Here is a 19,098-nt window from a genome sequence, read left to right on the forward strand (position 1 = left end):
CGCCGAAGCACGCGAGAAGCGTGAGAATCGGCGGGAGCCGAGTCCATTCTATGTCATCCGACGCGACACCTGCGGATCGCCCACGCCGAGTCGTCCGAGGAGGGCGCGGACGGCGGCCGGCGGAGACTACTCGAACGTGACGCCGAGAGCCCGAGCAGCTTCCGTGACGTCCGCCCCCATCTGCTCCATCAGCTTCTCGATTCCCTCGAACGCCACCATGCCCCGCAGCCGCGCCACGAACTCGACCGTGACGTCGTGTCCGTACAGGTCGAGGCCGGTCTCACCCAGCACATGCGCCTCGACCTGCCGCACGAGGACGTCATCGAAGGTCGGATTCGTGCCGACGGAGATCGCGGAAGGATGACGGATGCCGGTGTCGTGATCGACGAGCCACCCGGCGTAGACGCCGTCGGCGGGAACGAACGCGTCGACGATGGTCGAGAGGTTGGCGGTCGGGAACCCCAGCTCCCGCCCGCGCTTCAGGCCGTGGACGACCTCGCCGCGGACATCGGGATAGCGCCCGAGAACCGTGGCCGCCGACGCGACGTCTCCCTCCATCAGCAGCTCACGGATCCAGCTGGATGAGACGCGTCGGGTGGATCCCGGAAGGTACACGTCGTCGACGACCTCTACGGAGAAGCCGTAGCGGGGGCCGAGCTCGCGCAGCAGGTCAGGGGTGCCCGCGCCGCGGTGGCCGAAACGGAAGTCCTGGCCGACCAGCACGGTCGACACCTGCAGTGCACCGACGAGGATGTCGACGACGAAGTCCTCGGCGCTGCGGGCGGCCATCTCCTCGTCGAACGTGAGCACGAGGGTCGCGTCGAGGCCGAGGCCACCCAGCAGCTCGAGCTTGCGATCGACGGTGACGACGTTCTCGGGACACCGATCCGGGCGGATCACGGCCAGCGGATTGCGGTCGAAGGTCACGGCGACCGCGCGACTGCCGGTGGACGCGGCCGTTTCCTTCAGCCGTTCGATGACCGCACGATGACCGGCGTGGACACCATCGAATTTGCCGATGGCGACCGCGCTCGGCCCGAATCCCGCCGGAACCTCCTCGGGGCTGCGGAAGACGATCACGCGTGCACCTCGGTGGGAACCGGGGCGTCGACGGGGCGGTGCGTGCGCAGCCACCAGATCCCGAACACCGGGAGGACCAGGGGGATGAACAGGTATCCGCGCCCGAACAGCGACCACACCGTCTCGTGCTGGAACAGCGCCGGCATCAAGATGCTCAGCAGCCCGACGACGAGCACACCGGTGAGCTCGAAGACGATCGCGACCCAGGCGACGGTGTACCACCCGCGACGACGGGCCAGGATGAGCGCGAGGGTCGCGAGGATGTATACGACGGCAGCGAGTGCGGAGAGGGAGTACGCCAGCGGCGCCTCGTCGAATCGACGGACGATCTGCACGAAGCTGCGGCCGGTGGCCGCCAGCGCCATGACGGCGTAGACGATCACCAGGACGCGACCGATTCCGGTCATCCGAGTGGAGGGGGCGGTGGAGCTCATAGCGCATTCCATCCTAGAGCCGCGGGAGAGAGGCGGACTCCGCCACGACGCCTCGCGTCACGCGATCTGGACGGTCCAGATGACCTGCATGCGCCACAGCATGATCGCGATGGCGAGTGCCGCGACTCCGAGGATGACCGTGCTCCACCGGCTGCGCTCCATGAGCGCCCACAGCACGGCTCCGATGGGAAGGAGCACCGCCGACACGAGGTAGACCCAGTACTCGAGCAGGTCTCCCGTGGGCGGGTTTCCCGCGAGCGGTGCGACGATCGCGACGATCACCTGGACGACGAGCAGCACCTCCACGAGGGCGAGAGCACCGACGCTGATGTCGCTGGGTCGACGCCCACTCAGCCCGGCGACGACGCAGAAGACCCCGGCAGCGACGGCGACGGCGATCTGCGCGATCGTCAGCCACAGGATCATCGGTCACCCTCGGGCATGTTCATGGCGCTCTTCAGATCGGCGCCGCGCTTCTCGACGATGCCCACCAGGACGCCGTCCGGGTCGATGGCCGCGGTGTTCGCTCCTGCGCCGTCGAGGCGACCGGCCTGATCGAGGAGTCGCTTTCCGTGACGGAGATCGCGTGCCTCCTCGGCCGACACGTCGAGCACCGGAAGGATGCGGCCGGCGGCGGCGGCCGGAGTCAGTGTGCGGGCCCCCTCCAGCGCATCCAGGCCCACGGCGTCGCTCACCTCGAAAGGCCCCACTCTCGTGCGCCGCAGTGCGGTCAGGTGTCCGCCGACGCCGAGGTACGCGCCGAGGTCGCGGGCGAGGGACCGGATGTACGTTCCGGACGAACAGTCGACGATCACATCGAGGTCGAGAAAACCGTCCAGCTGACGCCGTGCCGACACTTCGAAGCGAGAGACCACGACGTCCCGCGCGGCGAGCACGACCTCTTCGCCCGCACGAACGCGATCGTATGCACGCCGTCCGTCGACCTTGATGGCGGACACCGAGCTGGGAACCTGCGAGATCTCACCGGTCAACGCCAGGATGCCCTCGTCGACCGCGGCATCCGTGACAGCGCTCAATGCCTCGGAGTCGGCGGTGGTCAGGACCTCGCCCTCGGCGTCATCCGTCCCGGTGGTCTGTCCGAGACGGATCGTCGCCTCATAGGTCTTGTCCGCGCCGACGATATAGGTCAGCAGTCGGGTGGCTCCTTCGATGCCGATGACGAGGAGTCCAGTCGCCATCGGGTCGAGAGTCCCCGCATGGCCGACTTTCCGCGTGCCGAACGCGCGCCGCGTGCGTGCGACCACGTCGTGGCTGGTCATCCCAGCGGGCTTGTCGACGAGAAGGATGCCGGGCGAGACCATCCCCCCAGCCTACCGACGACGTGCGCGCCACCTGATCGGCCCCGACCACCGGCGCCGCGCCGGGATCCGCCGAACGGCGAGGACTCACGGCTCACGTACGCTGGAGGGATGCCCGGACCGCAGGCCCCTTCCGATGTCGTATCGCGCCTGCCCACGTGGTACCGAGCGACCGCTCGCGACCTGCCGTGGCGCCGCACGGAATTCCACGACGAGTTCGGCGCGTGGGGTGTTCTGGTGAGCGAGTTCATGCTTCAGCAGACCCCGGTCGCAAGGGTCATCCCGCATCTCGAGGCGTGGCTTGCCCGATGGCCCACGCCGACGGCGATGGCCTCTGCCTCGGCAGCGGAAGTCGTGCAGCAGTGGGCCAACCTCGGATACCCGCGTCGCGCGCTCTGGTTGTTCCGGGCAGCCGTGGAGATCACCGAGCGGCATGGCGGGATCGTGCCCCGCGACGTCGATTCCCTCCTCGCCCTGTCCGGCATCGGCGACTACACGGCCCGCGCCGTCGCGGTATTCGCCTACGGCGACCGGCACCCCGTCGTCGACACCAACACCCGACGCGTGCTGGCCAGGGCTGTGCAGGGGCGAGCCCAGCCGGCACCGCCCTCGCGGCGGGACCTCGACCTGATGGACTCCCTCCTGCCGGAGTCGCTTGCGGACGCCGCGCAGTTCAACGCCGCCATGATGGAGCTCGGCGCGACCGTGTGCACGGCGCGTTCCCCGCGGTGCGAGCTGTGTCCGCTCGCAAGCGGCTGTGCGTGGCTGGCAGCCGGCAGGCCGGACACCGGGGACGAACGTCGTCGCCAGGCCGCCTACGAGGGTTCGGACCGACAGGCGCGGGGTGCCGTGCTGCGGCTGCTGCGCGATCGATCTCCCGGGGCCGTGCAGCTCGACCTCGTGCTCCCTGACTGGCCGGACGCCCGTCAGCGGGACCGCGCGATCGACTCTCTCATCGCCGACGGCCTCGCCGAAGCCGATGGAGCCGCCCTCTCCCTGCCTCGCTGACAGGCTCAGAGGTGGTGGTCGGTGCGATGCGCGAGCACCGTCAGCTCGACTCGACTGCGGACGTCGAGCTTGGTGAAGATGCGACCGAGGTGCACCTCCACCGTGCGGACCGAGAAGTTGAGGTGCTCAGCGATGTCGCGGTTCGCCGCTCCCCCGACGGCGCACATCGCCACTTCCAACTCGCGCGCGGTCAGCTGAAGCGACCATGCGGCTCGGCACGCCGACAAGGGATCGACAGCGGGAACGATGCTCCCTTCCTTGGCGTCGAGCCTGTCCAACCGTCCGCGGATCGTCCGCGCCCATGCCGTCGCGCCGCACAGCTCGAACAGCCTCTCGGCATGCTGCAGGTGGATGCGCGCCGAGCGATGGTCATCGCGTATGGCGTACTGGGTACCGAGCATCGTCTCCACCCTCGCCCGCGCGAACGGCGAACGGAGCGTCCGTGCCGCCTCTCGCACCTCGATGCACTCGGACCGCCAGCGACCATCTCCGGCCGTCGCGAGCCGGACCCGCAGGCGCTGCGCGAGAGCGATCTCCGGCGGCTCGATGGATGGCGCCGGCGTCGAGCCACCCTCCGGGTCGAGCGCGAGTTCATCGAGCGCCGGAACCGTCATGGTGGTCCGCGCCGACCCGAGATCGGCCCAGAGGCGGATCGTCGCTGCAGCATCGTCGAAGGAACCCGCGAGAAACGACTGGATGCCCCGATCCACGAGACGGTCGATCCTCGCACCGGCCGGCAGCGCGGCGGTGAGCGATCGCGCGTACGGTCCCAGTTCGCCGAGCACGGCGAGATCGAGACGTCTGGCGAGCACCACGCCCAGTCCGGCGAGGGGCAACGAGACCGGCAGCACGAGTGCGGCCTGGATCAGCCGGTCGCGCGCAAGACCGATGTCACCGCGCCACACCAGGAGCAGCACCTCGATGACAGCTCGATACGCCTGGACGACCGGACTGTGCTCGAATCCCGGGACGAACGGGTCCGCCTCGGCGGTCATTCCGGATCCGCCCCGCGCCAGCACCCGGAGTCCCAGATCGACGTCGCCGTCCATCGCGGCCTGCAGTGCGCGCAGCATCCCCCCGGCCACCGGCCCCGAGCCCGCAGTCGCGTCGATGTCGCGCTCTCCGGAGATCAGCCAGCTCAGCGCGATGACGGGGTCTGCGAGCTCGCGTTCTCCACCGATTCGTGCGGTGCCCTCCCGCACGGCGTCGAGCCATACCCGCATCGCGCGACGATCGCCCCGCTCCGCGCACATCACGGCGGCCAGCGCGGCAGCCCTCGTCCAATGGCACCAGTCCGCGGCGTCATCCGTGCGCGGGCGCAGGGCTTTCGGTTCGACCTCCGGCACTGCGCCCTGCTCGAACGCCTGGGCGACGAGCAGGCCGCCGAGGCCCATGAGTCGCCAGCGCTCCGCGGAGTGCGGATACAGCCCGCTGAACCACGCGATCGCCTCCGTCGCGAAGCCGGCGCCGACGGCCGAGGCCCCCGCGACGAGATGCGCTTCGTCCCGGGCCTCGCCGAGCGCATGCTCCGCTGCCTCCCGCGCGAGCAGCAGCGCCCGTTCCGGGTGGCCGGCCTCACTGAGCTGCCTCGCGATGGTCGTCAACTCGGCTGCGCTCTCGGGAGCGCCCTCGAGGGAAGCGCGAGCGCGGTGCCAATCCTCACTCACCCGGTCTCCTCGACGGCGGAAGATCACGCTGAGCCGCGCATGGACCCCGGCGACGGCTGCGATGCCGGTCGTTGCCCTGATCCAGATGGAGAGGCGGGGATCGGCGAAGCGCGCGTGACCGGCATGGAGCCGCATGTGCTCCCCCAACGGGCCCGCGGCGATCGCGGCCGCGGACCTGCCGTCGAACTCCAGGAGGGCGTCGAGTCCACCGTCCAGCGAGAGCGCAAGCGCCGTGAGCAACTCGCGGTCTCTGGCCCCGAGCTCCGTCGCCTCGAATCTGCGTGCGATGGACGGTACGAGCGGCAGCGGGTTGGGCAGCGGGCGCAAGCCATGTCGTTGGTCCGCCGACAACCGCTCGGCGACTTCGAGGATCGCCCGGGAGTCCGCATCCAGCTCGGCGGCGAGGCGGGCGAGCACATGGGGCACACAGCCGAGATCGACATCCAGGAGCTCGTCGAGCAACAGGCCCAGCGCGGCAGGCGCGACGAAGAGAGCCCCCTGTGTACCCGTACCCTCGATGCCGTTCCCCCAGCTTCACGGAAGCATTCCCGCGAAGCCGAGCGTATCAAACGGTGATCACTCCGGCTCGTCCTCGGTGCGGTACGGATCCGCGTCGCCGGCGTGTGATGCGGATGACGCGAGCTTCGCTACGTCGGCATCGCGCTGCTGCGCCTCGCGAAGCAGCGCACCGATGTGGTCCGCGTTCTCGGGGAGCGCATCCGGGATGAACTCCAGTGTGGGCACCAGACGGGTGCTCAGCTGCCGTCCGACCTCGCTGCGCAGCATGCCGGTGGCCGAGGTGAGGGCCGCGCCGCTGGAGATGCGCTCCTCCTCCGTGCCCAGCACCGTGTAGAACACCGATGCGTGCTGAAGGTCTCCGCTCACACGCACGTCGGTGATGGTGACGAAGCCGAGGCGCGGATCGCGCAGCCCCTTCTCCAACCGCTCTGCGAGGATCACGCGGATTCGGTCCGCGAGCCGGGCCTGTCGTTCGCCTGCCATTGTTCTCTCCCTGTCCAGGAACCCTCAGGGCGCCCTTCCTCTCCGCGCTCCGGAGGAGCGGGAGGGGAGGACGCCCGAAGGTGTTCGAAATTGATCAGCCGCGAGGCTTCTCGATGAGCTCGGTCGTCTCGATCTCATCACCGATCTGGATGTCGTTGTACTTGCCGAGACCGATACCGGCCTCGTAGTCGGTACGGACCTCGGTGACGTCGTCCTTGAAGCGACGCAGCGACTCGATGGCGAGACCATCGGCCAGCACGACACCGTCGCGGATGACACGAGCCTTGGCGTTTCGAGTGATCGTTCCCGATCGCACGATGACACCGGCGATGTTGCCGAACTTCGAGGAGCGGAACACCTCGCGGATCTCGGCGACACCCGACTGGACCTCTTCGTACTCCGGCTTGAGCATGCCCTTGAGCGAGCTCTCGATCTCATCGATCGCGTTGTAGATGACGGAGTAGAACCGGATGTCCACGCCCTCACGGGAAGCACGCTCGCGCGCCTTCGTGTCAGGACGGACGTTGAAGCCCACGATGATCGCGTTGTCGATCGTCGCGAGGTTCACGTCGGACTCGGTGATGGCACCGACGCCGCGGTGGATGATGCGCAGCTGGACCGAATCGTCGACCTCGATCTTGAGGAGCGACTCCTCCAGCGCCTCGACGGCACCGGAGACGTCACCCTTGATGATGAGGTTGAGCGACTCGACCTTGCCCTCTTCGAGAGCGCGGGTGAAGTCCTCGAGCGAGATGCGCTTGCGGGCCTTGGCCAGCTGGGCGTTGCGCTCGACTGCCTCGCGCTTCTCCGCGATCTGGCGGGCCATGCGGTCTTCCTCGGTGACGATGAAGACGTCACCGGCACGCGGCACGGAGTTCAGACCCTGCACCTGGACCGGACGCGACGGGTAGGCCTCGAGGACCTGCTCGCCGTTCTCATCCGCCATCGCACGCACGCGGCCGTATGCCGTACCCGCCACGATCGCGTCACCGATCCGAAGCGTTCCGGACTGGATGAGCACCGTGGCGACCGAACCGCGACCCTTGTCGAGCTTCGCCTCGATGGCGACACCGCGAGCGGCCTTGTTCGGGTTGGCCGTCAGGTCGAGACCGGCATCGGCCGTGAGCAGCACGGCGTCCAGGAGTTCCTGGATACCCGTGTTGGCCCGCGCGGACACGTCGACGAACATGACGTCGCCACCGAATTCCTCGGCGACCAGACCGTACTCGGTGAGCTGCTGGCGCACCTTCGACGGGTTGGCGTCGGGCTTGTCCACCTTGTTCACCGCGACCACGATCGGCACATTGGCCGCCTGGGCGTGGTTCAGCGCCTCGACCGTCTGCGGCATGATGCCGTCGTCGGCTGCGACCACGAGGATCGCGAGGTCGGTGACCTGCGCACCACGGGCACGCATGGCGGTGAACGCCTCGTGACCCGGGGTGTCGATGAACGTGATGGCCCGCTCGATGCCCTCGTGCTCGGTCCAGACCTGGTAGGCACCGATGTGCTGGGTGATGCCACCGGCTTCACCCTCGATGACGTTGGTCTGGCGGATCGCGTCGAGAAGTCGCGTCTTACCGTGGTCGACGTGACCCATGACGGTCACGACCGGAGGACGGATCTCGAGGTCGTCTTCGCTCTCGGCTTCCAGTTCGGCCTCGAGGTCGAGACCGAAGCCCTCGAGGAGCTCCTTGTCCTCGTCCTCGGGCGAGACCATCTGGATCTTGTAGCCGAGCTCAGCGCCCAGGACCTCGAACGTCGCCTCATCCAGCGACTCGGTGGCCGTGGCCATCTCGCCGAGGTTGAAGAGGATGGTGACGAGGGTTCCGGGCTGCACCGTGTAACCGGTCAGCGTCTCGATCTTGTCGGCGAAGTCCGCGATGGACGCGCCGCGGCGCATGCGAATGATCTCTCCGTTGCCGCGGGTGACGTTGACGCCGCCGACGACCGGAGCACTCCGCATCTCGAACTCTTGCCGCTTCGCCCGCCGCGACTTGCGCTGCTTGCTCTTGCCGCCGCCCTTGCCGAAGGCACCTGCGGTACCACCGCCGGGACCACGGCCACGACCACCGCCGCCACCGGGACGACCGGCGAAGCCGCCGCCACCGCCGGGACGTGCACCAGGACCACCGGCACCACCGGGGCCACCGGCACCGCCGGGACGACCGGGGCCGCCGGGACGCTGCTGGAACGGAGCGCCGGGACGACCGCCACCGCCGCTGCGGGGCGCACCCGGACGAGGCGAGCCGGGACGCGGAGCACCCGGACGGGGTGCGCCGGGGCGCGGAGCCTGCGGACGCGGGATGTTGCCCGGCGTCGGGCGCTGGCCCATGCCCTGCGCGGATGCGAACGGGTTGTTGCCCGGACGGGGTCCGGCCGGGCGCTGACCCATCCCCTGCGCGGAGGAGAACGGGTTGTTGCCGGGACGCGGGGCGCCGGGCGTCGGTGCATTGCCCTCTGCGGGCTTGGTTGCTTCCGCTGCCGGTGCTGCGGGGGCCGCTGCCGCGGGGGCAGGAGTCGGTGCAGCGGGCGCGGGCGCCTCGGGGGCCGGAGCCTCCGGAGCGGGCTTGGGGCCGGGCTTCGGGCCCGGGGTCGGCGCGGGCTTGGCGCCCGGCTTCGCAGCCGACTTGGCGGCAGCGGGCTTGGCCGCGGGAGCGGCCTCGGCCGCACCCTTGAGCGACCCGTCGGCCTCGATCGCCGCGCGCAGCTTGCGCGCCACCGGCGGTTCGATGGTCGAAGAGGGGCTCTTCACGAACTCGCCGAGTTCCTTGAGCTTTGCAAGAGCGACCTTGCTGTCGACGCCGAGTTCGGCGGCGATCTCATGTACGCGTGGTTTACCAGCCACAATTCTCCTGTCTGAGTCGGTCCACCCAGACAGGGCAGACCACTAGTCGCGGACGGGTCTCATTTCGAGCCGTTCACTTTGTTTCCATAGCTGTTCAGCCTTTGTTTCTTGGTGGGTGCTGTTCGAAGGTCCGCGTGTCCAGCTCAGTGGTCACGCGCAGTGCTCGTCCGAATGCGCGGCGCCGCAGAGCGGCATCCATGCATTCCCGAGTCGGATGGACCCACGCGCCGCGCCCCGGCAGCACAGCACGCTCATCGATGATGAGAGTGTCGTTCTGGGACACCACCCTGAGCAGGGTGGAGCGGGGAGCACGCGTGCGACAACCGACGCACGTTCGTACGGGTTCCATCTTACACCTGCGTTTCACCCCGCCTCGCCCGCGCGCCGGGCGAGGCGGAAGGCCGGAGCCGGTCAGTCGAGGACGCTGTCCGGCTGGATGTCGATCTTCGCGCCGGTGAGCTTGGCGGCCAGACGCGCGTTCTGACCCTCCTTGCCGATCGCGAGCGACAGCTGGTAGTCGGGCACCAGGGCCCGAACGGCCTTGGTGCTCGCGTCGAGCACGAAAGCGCTCGTGACCTTGGCCGGCGACAGCGCGTGCGCCACGAACGTGGGCAGGTCGGCGTCGTAGTCGACGATGTCGATCTTCTCCCCCGCAAGCTCCTCCGTCACGGCGCGCACGCGGCGTCCGAGCTCCCCGATGCAGGCGCCCTTCGCGTTGATCGACGGGTCGTTCGCCTTGACGGCGATCTTCGTCCGGTGACCGGCCTCGCGGGCCAGCGCCACGATCTCGACGAGACCGGCGGCGATCTCCGGCACCTCGAGCGCGAAGAGCTTGCGGACGAGCCCCGGGTGCGTGCGGGAAACCGTGATCTGCGGTCCCTTGAGCCCCTTGGCGACGCTGGTGACGTACACGCGCACACGCGATCCGTGGGTGTACTCCTCGCCGGGCACCTGCTCCTCGGGGGGCAGGATCGCCTCGACGGCACCGAGGTCGACGTGGATCATGCGCGGGTTCGGACCCTGCTGGATCACGCCGGCGACGATGTCACCCTCTTTGTCCTTGAAGTCGCCGAGCACGACGTCGTCGGCGATGTCACGCAGTCGCTGGCTGATGACCTGCTTGGCGGCGAAGGCCGCGATCCGACCGAAGTCGTCGGGGGTCGCATCCTCTTCGCCGATGATGGCGTCTTCCTCGTCGCGGACGACCTGCAGGATGGCGACATGCCCGGTCTTGCGGTCGAGGTGCACGCGGACGCCCTCGGGCGTCACACCGTCCTCGGAGACATGCTTGGAGTACGCGGTCAGGATCGCCTGCTCGATGATCGCGACGAGTTCGTCGAAGGGGATCGCCTTCTCCTTCTCGATCCCTCGCAGAAGACTCAGTTCGATGTCCATGACGGCCTCTCTATTCAGCTCTCGTCGCGCCTGTTCGCACGCGCGACATCCGTACCACGATACCCTGTGCCAACCGGCCCCTGCCACGACGGCGGCAGTTTTCCGCGCCGGAAGTCGAGGAGGACGCATGGGATCGTTCGACACGATCGTGATCGGTGCAGGGATGTCGGGTGTCACGGCCGCGCGCATGCTCGCCGATGCGGGGCATCGAGTCGTGGTCCTGGAAGGTCGTGACCGCGTCGGCGGGCGGATGCACACCGATCGGGAGGCGGGGTTCTCGGTAGACCGTGGCGCCTCGTGGATTCATGGAATCGACGGATCGCCACTGTGGGATCTCGTCCAGGCACTTCGGATTCCGACGATCGAGTACACAGTGGGCAGCTTCCAGGTCGGCGGGCGGCCCATCGAGAACTTCGACGGGGACGGACGACCCATGGGTGCCGACGCCACCGCTCAGTGGATCGACGATGTCGATGCGGTCGATCGACTCCTCGTCGAGGAGGTCGGCGCCTCCTCCCCCGGCGACACATATCTCGACGTGACGGAACGAGCTCTCGACCGGTCCGGCCTCGCGCCGGAGCGCATCGACGACGTCCGCGAGTTCTTCCGTCACCGGGTCGAGGAGCAGTGCGGTGCCTGGATCGGAGACCTCGACGCACACGGCCTCGACGAGGACGCGATCGACGGGGATGAGGTGATCTTCCCGCGTGGATACGACGAGGTTCCCCGGCGCATCGGCGCGGGTCTCGACATCCGCTTCGAGACGACCGTGACGAGGGTGGATCACTCGAGCAGCGGCGTGGTGGTGCACGCCGGCGACGCAGCCTTCACCGCGGATCAGGTCGTCGTCACCGTCCCCCTGGGTGTGCTCAAGGCCGGCTCGATCGAGTTCGAGCCCGCGCTGCCGGAGGCCGTGGCCGGTCCTCTCACACGACTCGGGATGGGAGTCTTCAACAAGGTCTTCATCCAGTTCGACAGGCGGTTCTGGAACGAGGACAGCTATGTGCTGCGTGCGCTCGGCGAGGCCGGCGAGCACTGGCATTCCTGGTACGACGTCTCCGCTGTCAGCGGCCTGCCCACCCTGTTGACCTTCGCCGCCGGCCCTTTCGGACGACGGATGCAGGAGCTCCCCGACGAAGACGTCGTCGCCGATGCCGTGCGCGCCCTCCGCGTGCTCTACGGGGATGCGGTCGGCGAACCCCGGGCTCATTGGGTCACGCACTGGGGTCAGGACGAGTTCTCGAACGGCTCCTACTCACATCTGGCCCTGGGGTCGAGTCATCACGACCACGACGACCTGGCCGGCCCCGTCGACGGAGTCCTGCACTTCGCGGGCGAGGCCACCTGGGGCGATGAGCCTGCCACCGTCGGCGCGGCCTACTACTCGGGGCACCGTGCCGCGGAACGGATCCTGGGCCGCGCGATCGACCTCGACGACTTCGCGGCTCGCATCATCGAGCGGGAGCAGAGGGAAGTGCGTTGATCGCACCGATCAGTCGGAACAGATTCCCGACCTGACGCTGATCGAGGTGGAGCATCAGCCGCGGCAGCTCCAGCAGGTCGTCGTCGGCGACTTCCGGTTGCCGCGGTGCGGTCCTCTCGATCCGCCCCGAGGAGAGCATCGAGGCGAACTGTTCGTTCAGCGCCTCGATCTCGGCATCCGTGGGCTCCGCGCGCAGGCGCAGCACGAGCGCCCCACCGACCCATCGCAGCGAATCGTAGTTGTGCCAGAAACCGGTGATCTCCGCACGAGCCGCGTCGACGGAATCGGTGATGACCACCCGATCGAAGTCGCCTTCCGAAATCACTCCCGTGGGAGCGAGGTGGTCGTCGATGAAGCTCCGGAGACCCTGCCAGAACGTGCCTCCCGGCTGATCGAGGAGCACGATCGGCGTGGGCTCCGCTTTCCCCGTCTGCTGCAGCGTGAGCAGCTCGAACATCTCGTCCAGGGTGCCGAACCCACCGGGAAGACAGATGAACCCGAGCGATTCCTTGATGAGCATCAGCTTGCGGGTGAAGAAGTACTTCATCGCGACGACCTGGTCGTTGTCCGTGATGAGCCCCTGCGCCTTCTCCTCGAACGGAAGGCGGATCGATACGCCGAGAGAGAGCGCGGGACCGGCACCCTCGGAGGCCGCCTGCATGATGCCGGGCCCCGCCCCCGTGACCACCATCCACCCGTCACTCGCCAGCGCGGCGGCGACGTCGCGAGCAGTGAGGTAGAGCGGGTCGTCCTGCCGGGTTCTCGCGGAACCGAAGACGGTCACCTTGGGGACGCCACGGAACGGTGCGAAGAGTCGGAAGGCGTCCCGCATCTCCGCCAGCGCAGCAGAGGCGATCTTGAGGTCGAGCCGGTCGGCGTCGTCCTCTCCCAGCAGGATGGCCGTCCGCACCATCCTCCTCACCAGCCGACGGTCGGCGTGTGCGTCCGCGCCGTCGAGGATGGCGTCGATCTCGGAGTTGAGGGCGTCCGGCAGCGGTTCGTCGATCATGACACCAGCGTGGCACGCGGCCGGATCCCCGTGGGCCGCAACGCCGGGCATGCCGTCGACGTCCCGGACTGATCACCGCCCGGCCTGGATGTCAATGCCCATGCCGCCCGCGGGCACACGCGGCACGGTGGAATCATGACTGAGATCACCGGACCCAAAGCCCTCGCCCGCATCGCCGAGCTCGTCGAAGACATCGACTTCACGATGCTGACCACGATCGACGAGGAAGGCAACCTCGTCAGCCGACCGATGTCGACCCGGCAGATGGACGACGCCGGAGACATCTGGTTCTTCACCGCTGAGGACACCGAGAAGGTCGCCGAAGCTCGCCGACACCACGATGTGGGCCTCGCTTACTGCGACGCCAAGGGCATGCGGTACGTGTCCGTCGCCGGCACCGCAGAGATCGTCCACGACCGAGCCAAGATGGAGGAGCTCTACTCGCCCTCGTTGGAGATCTGGTTCGCGGACGGATTGGAGACGCCGGGCATCGCTCTGCTCCGGGTCACGCCGAAGGTGACGGAGTTCTGGGAACCGGCGAAGGGCAGACTCGCGACCGCGGCCGGCGCCCTCAAATCCCTCGTCACCCGCGACACTCCGGATGACGACATCATGAACCACGGCCGCATCGTCTGCTGACGACGCGGCCGCGGCTCTCAGCCGGCGGCGGTGAGTCGAGCGACGACCTCATCGACGGAGACCGCATCGCGCTCGCCCGTGGCGCGGTCCCAGAGTTCGACCTGTCCCTCGGCGGCGCCGCGGCCGACGATCACGATCTTGGGCACGCCGACGAGCTCGGCATCGCCGAACTTCACGCCCGGTGACACCTTCGGGCGGTCGTCGTACAGCACGTCGAGACTCGCGGCTTCCAGCTCCGCCGAGAGCCCCTCGGCCACATCGAACGCGACCTGATCGCGACCTGCCGCGACCACCTGGACATCGAACGGCGCGACCGATGCCGGCCAGATGAGGCCCTTGTCGTCGTTGTTGAGCTCAGCGATGATCGCCAGGATGCGGGTGATGCCGATGCCGTAGGAGCCCATCGTCACCGTGACGAGCTTGCCGTTCTCGTTCAGCACCTTCAGTCCGAGCGCCTCGGCGTACTTGCGGCCGAGCTGGAACACGTGACCGATCTCCATGCCCCGTGCGAGCTCGACCGGACCGGAGCCGTCGGGGGCGGGGTCGCCGGCGCGCACGTTCGCGATCTCCACGATCCCGTCGGCAGCGAAGTCGCGTCCGGCGACCACCGAGTGCGCATGCTTCTGATCGATGTTCGCCCCGGTGATCCAGCTCGTGCCCTCGCTCACGCGGGGGTCGACCAGATAGCGGATGCCGGTGGCCGACTCCTCGCCGAGCACGGCGCCGGTCGGCGACCAGGGCCCGATGTACCCCTTCACCAGAAGCGGGTTGTTCTCGAAGTCATCGGCCGTGGCCGTCTCGACCGCAGCGGGCGCGAAGGCGACCTCGGCCCGCTTCTCGTCGACGTCGCGGTCGCCGGGGATGCCGACGATGACGAGCTCGCGCGTGCCGTCCAGGTGGGTCAGGGCGAGAACCACGTTCTTGAGCGTGTCGGCGGCCGTGTACTCCCCCTCGAGCTCGCGGTTGCTGTGCGCGACCAGCGTCTCGATCGTGGGGGTGTCCGGGGAATCGAAGATCACCGGAGCAGCATCCTCGTCGAACGGGATGGCATCGGGCACCGCGGTGGCGAACGCCTCGACGTTCGCCGCATACCCGCCCTCGCTGCGCACGAAGGTGTCCTCGCCGACGGGGGTCGGGTGCAGGAACTCCTCGCTGCGGGACCCGCCCATCGCACCGGCATCCGCCTGAACGATGACGTACTCGAGTCCGAGTCGCTGGAAGATGCGCTCGTATGCGTCACGCTGTGCCTGGTAGCTGACGTCCAAGCCCTCATCCGACGAATCGAACGAGTACGCGTCTTTCATCGTGAATTCGCGCCCACGGAGGAGGCCGGCGCGAGGACGAGCCTCGTCTCGGTACTTGTCCTGGATCTGGTAGATCGAGAGCGGCAGGTCCTTGTACGACGAGTACAGGTCTTTCACCAGCAGCGTGAAGGCCTCCTCATGCGTGGGGGCGAGGAGGTAATCGCCGCCCTTGCGGTCCTGCAGGCGGAAGAGCAGGTCTCCATACTCGTCCCAACGACCGCTCGCCTCATAGGCCTCGCGAGGCATCAGTGCGGGGAAATGGACCTCCTGCGCGCCAGCCGCGGCCATCTCCTCACGGACGACGGTCTCGATCTTCGACTTGACGCGAAGCCCCAGTGGCAGCCACGCGAAGATGCCGGCGGCCTGCGGGCGAATGTATCCCGCCCGGATCAGCAGCCGGTGGCTGGCGACCTCTGCGCCTGCAGGGTCTTCACGGAGCGTGCGGAGGAAGAAGTTCGAAAGACGAGTGACCACGGAGCAAGTCTAGTGAGCCGCGGTCACTCGTCTTCGACGCCGTCAGTTGAGGGCAGGGAGGTTCGCCGGGACGACGCCGCCGGCGTACAGGTCAGCCGCAAGCTCCTGGAGTGCGGTGAGCGCGACCCGCTGCGGGAGCGGACCGTAGGAGATGCGGGCGACCCCGAGCTTCTCGTACTCCGACGCAGCGAGAGCGCCGGGAATGCCGATCACGCTGACCTTGCGCTCTCCGATGCCCTCGACGAGCTGACGGGTGACGTTCATGTCGAGGATGCCGGGGACGAACACGGCCGTCGCTCCGGCGTCGAGGTAGGCGCGCCCGCGCTGAATCGCGTCGGCGATGCTCTGCGGCACCGGGCGTGCGCCGGCGCGGACGAACGCATCGGTGCGGGCATTGAGCGCGAAGGGCACGCCCTCGGCCTCCGCCGCCTTGACGATCGCCTCGACCGCGGCGACGGATTCGCCCAGCGGCTTGAGCCGATCTTCGACGTTCGCGCCCACGACTCCGGCCGCGATGGCGAGGCGCGTGGTCTCCCCCGCGTCGCCGTAGCCGTCGTCGAGGTCGGCCGTGACGGGAACCTGGACGGCGGCGGCGATCCGCCCCACCATGTCGATCATGACCTCGCGGGGAGTCGCACCATCTTCGTAGCCGAAGGACGCGGCGATGCCGTGGCCCGCGGTGGCGAGCGCTTTCGTCTCCGGGAGGGCGGCGACCGCCCGCGCGGACACGACATCCCACACGTTCACGACCCGGAGGATCTCCGGAGCGTCATAGAGTCCGACAAGGGTCTGGGCCTTGGCTGCAGTCGTCATGACTACACGCTAACGCGGGATGCGCACGACCGGGCCGAGTTCGGCGCATCAGGCGTTGAGCACCACCTTGAGCGCCTTGGTCTCCGCCGCACGGCCGAACGTGTCGTACGCACTCTCGATGTCGTCGAGAGCGAACAGATGGCTGACGAACCCGCTCGGGTCGATGCGCTGCTCCGCGACGAGCTTCGTCAGCATCCGCGCGGTATTCGTGTTGACGAGTCCCGTCGTGATCGTGAGGTTCTGAATCCACAGCCTGTCCAGCGGGAAGTCCACCGGTGAACCGTGAACCCCCACGTTCGCCGCGTGGCCGCCGGGCCGGACGATGTCCAGCACCATGTCCCACGTCTGCGAGACGCCCACCGCCTCGATCGCGACATCCACCCCGAGCCCATCAGTGAGGGCCAGCACCTGGTCGCGCCAGTCGGTGTCCGAGGAGACGACCGAGTGGGTGGCGCCGAATTGCTGCGCGAGCTCGGCGCGATTGGCGTCGAGATCGATGGCGATGACCTTGCTGGGGCCGTAGAGCTGAGCCGTCATGATCGCGGCGAGACCGACCGGTCCGGCACCGACGACCGCGACGACGTCTCCCGCCTTGACTCCGCCGTACTGCACGCCGATCTCGTGTCCGGTGGGGAGGATGTCGCTGAGGAGCACCGCCGTCTCGGGCGGGATCGCGTCGGGGAGCCTTTGCAGGGAGGTCTCCGCGAAAGGAACGCGCACGAACTCCGCCTGGGTTCCGTCGATCAGGTGTCCGAGGATCCATCCGATCCCCGACGCGCCCTCCGTCGCGGGGCAGTGCGACTGCAGACCGGCCACGCAGAACTCGCATTTGCCGCACGCGCTGATGCACGAGATGATCACGCGGTCCCCGACCGCGAGGCCGGTCACGGCGTCGCCGACCTCGGTGACGATGCCGACTCCCTCGTGCCCGAGGATGCGGCCTTCAGCCACAGCGGGAACGTCGCCTTTGAGGATGTGGAGATCGGTGCCGCAGATCGTCGTGCTCTCGATGCGGACGATCGCGTCGGTCGCAGCCAGTATCGTCGGATCCGGGACGTCTTCCCAGCTCTTGCGGCCGGGACCGTGGAAAACGAGCGCCTTCATCACTCCTCCTTCCCCGGGCACGCCCGGGATCGTAACTTGGTAACATGTTACGCGCCACCCCCTTCCGCGTGAAGGGCCCTGCCGACGCACCTAGGGTGGGAGCCATGCCGCAGCGCAGATCACACGTCGCCCCCTCCGCCGCCCAGACCGAACTCGCTGCTGCGCTGGCCGCTCTGCGCGCGAGCGCGGAGACGCCGGGAGATTTTCCTCCCGCGGTGCTCGCCGAGGCCGAGGACGCCACAGCGTCCGAACCGGCGCTCGACCTGCGACACGTGCCGTTCGCGACGCTCGACCCCGAGGGCTCGCGTGACCTCGATCAAGCCTTCCACCTGGAGCGGAACGGATCGGGCTACATCGTCCGCTACGCGATCGCCGACGTCCCCGCGTTCGTGAGACCGGGAGGAGCGGTGGATGCCGAGGCCCGCCGACGCGGCCAGACGCTGTACGCCGCGGACGGCAGGATCCCGTTGCATCCGGCCACACTGAGCGAAGATCGGGCTTCCCTGCTCGCCGACGTCGACAGACCGGCCCTCGTGTGGACCTTCTCACTGGACGCCGCCGGCGTGGTCACGGAGTTCCGGCTGGAACGTGCACTCATCCGCTCGCGCGCGCAACTCGACTACGTGACGACACAACGATCACTCGATCTCGGCGAAGACGGCCCCGCGGCACTGCTTCCGGAGATCGGGTCGCTGCGCCTCGAACAGGAGCGCCTGCGAGGCGGGGCGAGCCTCAACCTCCCCGACGAGGAGGTCGTCCGCGACGCGGACGGGGCCTACGCGATCGAGCGCCGCAGCCCTCTCCCCGTCGAGGAGTGGAACGCCCAGCTCTCCCTCATGACGGGGATGGCCGCGGCATCCCTGATGCTTCGGGCCGGCGTCGGAATCCTGCGCACGATGCCCGAGCCGGACGATGCCGCCTTCGAGGCGTTCCGCCTTCAGACCGAGGCGCTCGGGCGCCCCTGGGTATCAGGCACGTACGGCGAGTACCTTCGTGCCCTCGACCGCACGGACCCCTTGACGCTTCCGGTGCTCGAGGCCGCGGCGTCGCTGTTCCGCGGTGCGGGGTATCTGGTGTTCGACGGCGAATCGCCGTCGAACGCCGTACAGGCGGCCATCGCCGCCCGCTATGCTCATGCGACGGCTCCCCTGCGCCGGCTCGTCGACCGTTGGGTGCTCACGATCTGCCTCGCGGCGTCGAACGGCGAGGCGGTCCCGGAGTGGGCGCGGGAGTCGCTGTCGGAGCTCCCGGCCCTCATGCAGGAGTCTGCTCAGCGCGCATCCCGCCTGAACACGGCGACGATCAACAGCGTCGAGGCCGCTCTGCTCACCCCGTTGGTGGGGACGGCCATCGACGCGACCGTGATCGAGCTGCGCGGCGAGCGTGCGCTCGTCCAGATCGCGGACCCCGCCGTCACCGCCACAGCACCGTTGCCGACGGGCGCGAAGCCCGGAAGTGTCGTGCGATTGAGCATCGTGCGCGCTGACATCGCCGCGGGCGAGGTGGAGTTCGCGGTCTGAGA

At 68.5% G+C, this 19,098-nt stretch carries 17 protein-coding genes; 4 read left to right on the plus strand and 13 right to left on the minus strand.

All coding sequences use genetic code 11. The annotated features are described in order from the left end of the window. Positions 1 to 126: 126 nt before the first annotated feature. Genes AC6CHX_RS04030 through truB form a run of 4 tightly spaced genes read right to left on the minus strand, consistent with a single transcriptional unit; the run spans position 127 to position 2,836 of the window. Complete coding sequence (locus AC6CHX_RS04030) at positions 127 to 1,080, minus strand: bifunctional riboflavin kinase/FAD synthetase (RefSeq protein ID WP_498271714.1); 954 nt, start codon at positions 1,078 to 1,080, stop codon at positions 127 to 129. Beyond that, positions 1,077 to 1,514: a hypothetical protein gene (locus AC6CHX_RS04035; protein WP_240745179.1), complete on the minus strand. Its 438-nt coding sequence runs from the start codon at positions 1,512 to 1,514 to the stop codon at positions 1,077 to 1,079. Before AC6CHX_RS04035 ends, AC6CHX_RS04030 begins: the two co-directional genes overlap by 4 nt. A 57-nt stretch (positions 1,515 to 1,571) precedes the next feature. Next, positions 1,572 to 1,940, minus strand: a complete 369-nt coding sequence (locus tag AC6CHX_RS04040; protein ID WP_136043672.1) for a hypothetical protein — start codon at positions 1,938 to 1,940, stop codon at positions 1,572 to 1,574. Next, positions 1,937 to 2,836 (minus strand): tRNA pseudouridine(55) synthase TruB, encoded by a 900-nt coding sequence (gene truB / locus AC6CHX_RS04045; RefSeq protein ID WP_498271715.1) that lies wholly within the window; start codon positions 2,834 to 2,836, stop codon positions 1,937 to 1,939. Before truB ends, AC6CHX_RS04040 begins: the two co-directional genes overlap by 4 nt. A 108-nt stretch (positions 2,837 to 2,944) precedes the next feature. On the opposite strand from truB, the gene AC6CHX_RS04050 reads away from it, so the two are divergent. After that, positions 2,945 to 3,841 carry an iron-sulfur binding domain-containing protein gene (locus tag AC6CHX_RS04050; protein WP_498271716.1) on the plus strand — a complete coding sequence of 299 codons (897 nt, stop codon included), beginning with the start codon at positions 2,945 to 2,947 and terminating at the stop codon, positions 3,839 to 3,841. 5 nt (positions 3,842 to 3,846) lie between these two features. Here AC6CHX_RS04050 and AC6CHX_RS04055 read toward each other — a convergent pair whose 3' ends face one another. The 5 genes from AC6CHX_RS04055 to nusA form a co-directional block, all read right to left on the minus strand. Then, positions 3,847 to 5,970, minus strand: coding sequence for a response regulator transcription factor (locus AC6CHX_RS04055; protein WP_498271717.1), 2,124 nt, complete (start codon positions 5,968 to 5,970; stop codon positions 3,847 to 3,849). Between the two features lie 114 nt (positions 5,971 to 6,084). Beyond that, positions 6,085 to 6,510 carry a 30S ribosome-binding factor RbfA gene (rbfA, locus tag AC6CHX_RS04060; protein WP_136043668.1) on the minus strand — a complete coding sequence of 142 codons (426 nt, stop codon included), beginning with the start codon at positions 6,508 to 6,510 and terminating at the stop codon, positions 6,085 to 6,087. A 94-nt stretch (positions 6,511 to 6,604) separates the two neighbouring features. Continuing rightward, entirely contained in the window at positions 6,605 to 9,355 is a 2,751-nt protein-coding gene (gene infB / locus AC6CHX_RS04065) for a translation initiation factor IF-2 (protein ID WP_498271718.1), read from the minus strand. 94 nt (positions 9,356 to 9,449) lie between these two features. Further along, positions 9,450 to 9,704, minus strand: coding sequence for a YlxR family protein (locus AC6CHX_RS04070; RefSeq protein ID WP_498271719.1), 255 nt, complete (start codon positions 9,702 to 9,704; stop codon positions 9,450 to 9,452). 62 nt (positions 9,705 to 9,766) lie between these two features. Beyond that, entirely contained in the window at positions 9,767 to 10,750 is a 984-nt protein-coding gene (gene nusA / locus AC6CHX_RS04075; RefSeq protein WP_136041205.1) for a transcription termination factor NusA, read from the minus strand. 127 nt (positions 10,751 to 10,877) lie between these two features. Between nusA and AC6CHX_RS04080 the strand changes: the two genes are divergently transcribed. Further along, positions 10,878 to 12,233, plus strand: coding sequence for a flavin monoamine oxidase family protein (locus tag AC6CHX_RS04080; protein ID WP_498271720.1), 1,356 nt, complete (start codon positions 10,878 to 10,880; stop codon positions 12,231 to 12,233). On the opposite strand, the gene AC6CHX_RS04085 is transcribed toward AC6CHX_RS04080, so the two are convergent. After that, positions 12,202 to 13,242 carry an LOG family protein gene (locus AC6CHX_RS04085; RefSeq protein WP_376105083.1) on the minus strand — a complete coding sequence of 347 codons (1,041 nt, stop codon included), beginning with the start codon at positions 13,240 to 13,242 and terminating at the stop codon, positions 12,202 to 12,204. The genes AC6CHX_RS04080 and AC6CHX_RS04085 overlap by 32 nt on opposite strands. Positions 13,243 to 13,377: 135 nt before the next feature. Between AC6CHX_RS04085 and AC6CHX_RS04090 the strand changes: the two genes are divergently transcribed. Continuing rightward, on the plus strand, positions 13,378 to 13,881 hold the full coding sequence (locus tag AC6CHX_RS04090; RefSeq protein WP_498271721.1) for a pyridoxamine 5'-phosphate oxidase family protein: 504 nt from the start codon (positions 13,378 to 13,380) through the stop codon (positions 13,879 to 13,881). Between the two features lie 17 nt (positions 13,882 to 13,898). Here AC6CHX_RS04090 and AC6CHX_RS04095 read toward each other — a convergent pair whose 3' ends face one another. Genes AC6CHX_RS04095 through AC6CHX_RS04105 form a run of 3 tightly spaced genes read right to left on the minus strand, consistent with a single transcriptional unit; the run spans position 13,899 to position 17,576 of the window. Further along, positions 13,899 to 15,659 (minus strand): proline--tRNA ligase, encoded by a 1,761-nt coding sequence (locus AC6CHX_RS04095; protein WP_498271722.1) that lies wholly within the window; start codon positions 15,657 to 15,659, stop codon positions 13,899 to 13,901. A 42-nt stretch (positions 15,660 to 15,701) separates the two neighbouring features. After that, entirely contained in the window at positions 15,702 to 16,472 is a 771-nt protein-coding gene (locus tag AC6CHX_RS04100) for an isocitrate lyase/PEP mutase family protein (protein WP_136041200.1), read from the minus strand. A gap of 48 nt (positions 16,473 to 16,520) precedes the next feature. After that, positions 16,521 to 17,576, minus strand: a complete 1,056-nt coding sequence (locus AC6CHX_RS04105) for a zinc-dependent alcohol dehydrogenase family protein (RefSeq protein WP_498271723.1) — start codon at positions 17,574 to 17,576, stop codon at positions 16,521 to 16,523. 104 nt (positions 17,577 to 17,680) lie between these two features. Here AC6CHX_RS04105 and AC6CHX_RS04110 point away from each other — a divergent pair, with 104 nt between their 5' ends. Next, the gene (locus tag AC6CHX_RS04110) at positions 17,681 to 19,096 is read left to right on the plus strand and encodes an RNB domain-containing ribonuclease (RefSeq protein WP_498272026.1); all 1,416 of its coding nucleotides are present in this window, start codon (positions 17,681 to 17,683) and stop codon (positions 19,094 to 19,096) included. Positions 19,097 to 19,098: the final 2 nt, after the last annotated feature.

This window comes from Microbacterium sp. GQ128, assembly GCF_059758615.1.

Coding starts and splice junctions, on each gene's coding strand:
- AC6CHX_RS04035 (WP_240745179.1), bottom strand. CDS start 1,514: ATGAGCTCCACCGCCCCCTCCACTCGGATGACCGGAATCGGTCGCGTC.
- AC6CHX_RS04040 (WP_136043672.1), bottom strand. CDS start 1,940: ATGATCCTGTGGCTGACGATCGCGCAGATCGCCGTCGCCGTCGCTGCC.
- truB (WP_498271715.1), bottom strand. CDS start 2,836: ATGGTCTCGCCCGGCATCCTTCTCGTCGACAAGCCCGCTGGGATGACC.
- AC6CHX_RS04050 (WP_498271716.1), top strand. CDS start 2,945: ATGCCCGGACCGCAGGCCCCTTCCGATGTCGTATCGCGCCTGCCCACG.
- rbfA (WP_136043668.1), bottom strand. CDS start 6,510: ATGGCAGGCGAACGACAGGCCCGGCTCGCGGACCGAATCCGCGTGATC.
- AC6CHX_RS04070 (WP_498271719.1), bottom strand. CDS start 9,704: ATGGAACCCGTACGAACGTGCGTCGGTTGTCGCACGCGTGCTCCCCGC.
- nusA (WP_136041205.1), bottom strand. CDS start 10,750: ATGGACATCGAACTGAGTCTTCTGCGAGGGATCGAGAAGGAGAAGGCG.
- AC6CHX_RS04080 (WP_498271720.1), top strand. CDS start 10,878: ATGGGATCGTTCGACACGATCGTGATCGGTGCAGGGATGTCGGGTGTC.
- AC6CHX_RS04085 (WP_376105083.1), bottom strand. CDS start 13,242: ATGATCGACGAACCGCTGCCGGACGCCCTCAACTCCGAGATCGACGCC.
- AC6CHX_RS04090 (WP_498271721.1), top strand. CDS start 13,378: ATGACTGAGATCACCGGACCCAAAGCCCTCGCCCGCATCGCCGAGCTC.
- AC6CHX_RS04100 (WP_136041200.1), bottom strand. CDS start 16,472: ATGACGACTGCAGCCAAGGCCCAGACCCTTGTCGGACTCTATGACGCT.
- AC6CHX_RS04105 (WP_498271723.1), bottom strand. CDS start 17,576: ATGAAGGCGCTCGTTTTCCACGGTCCCGGCCGCAAGAGCTGGGAAGAC.
- AC6CHX_RS04110 (WP_498272026.1), top strand. CDS start 17,681: ATGCCGCAGCGCAGATCACACGTCGCCCCCTCCGCCGCCCAGACCGAA.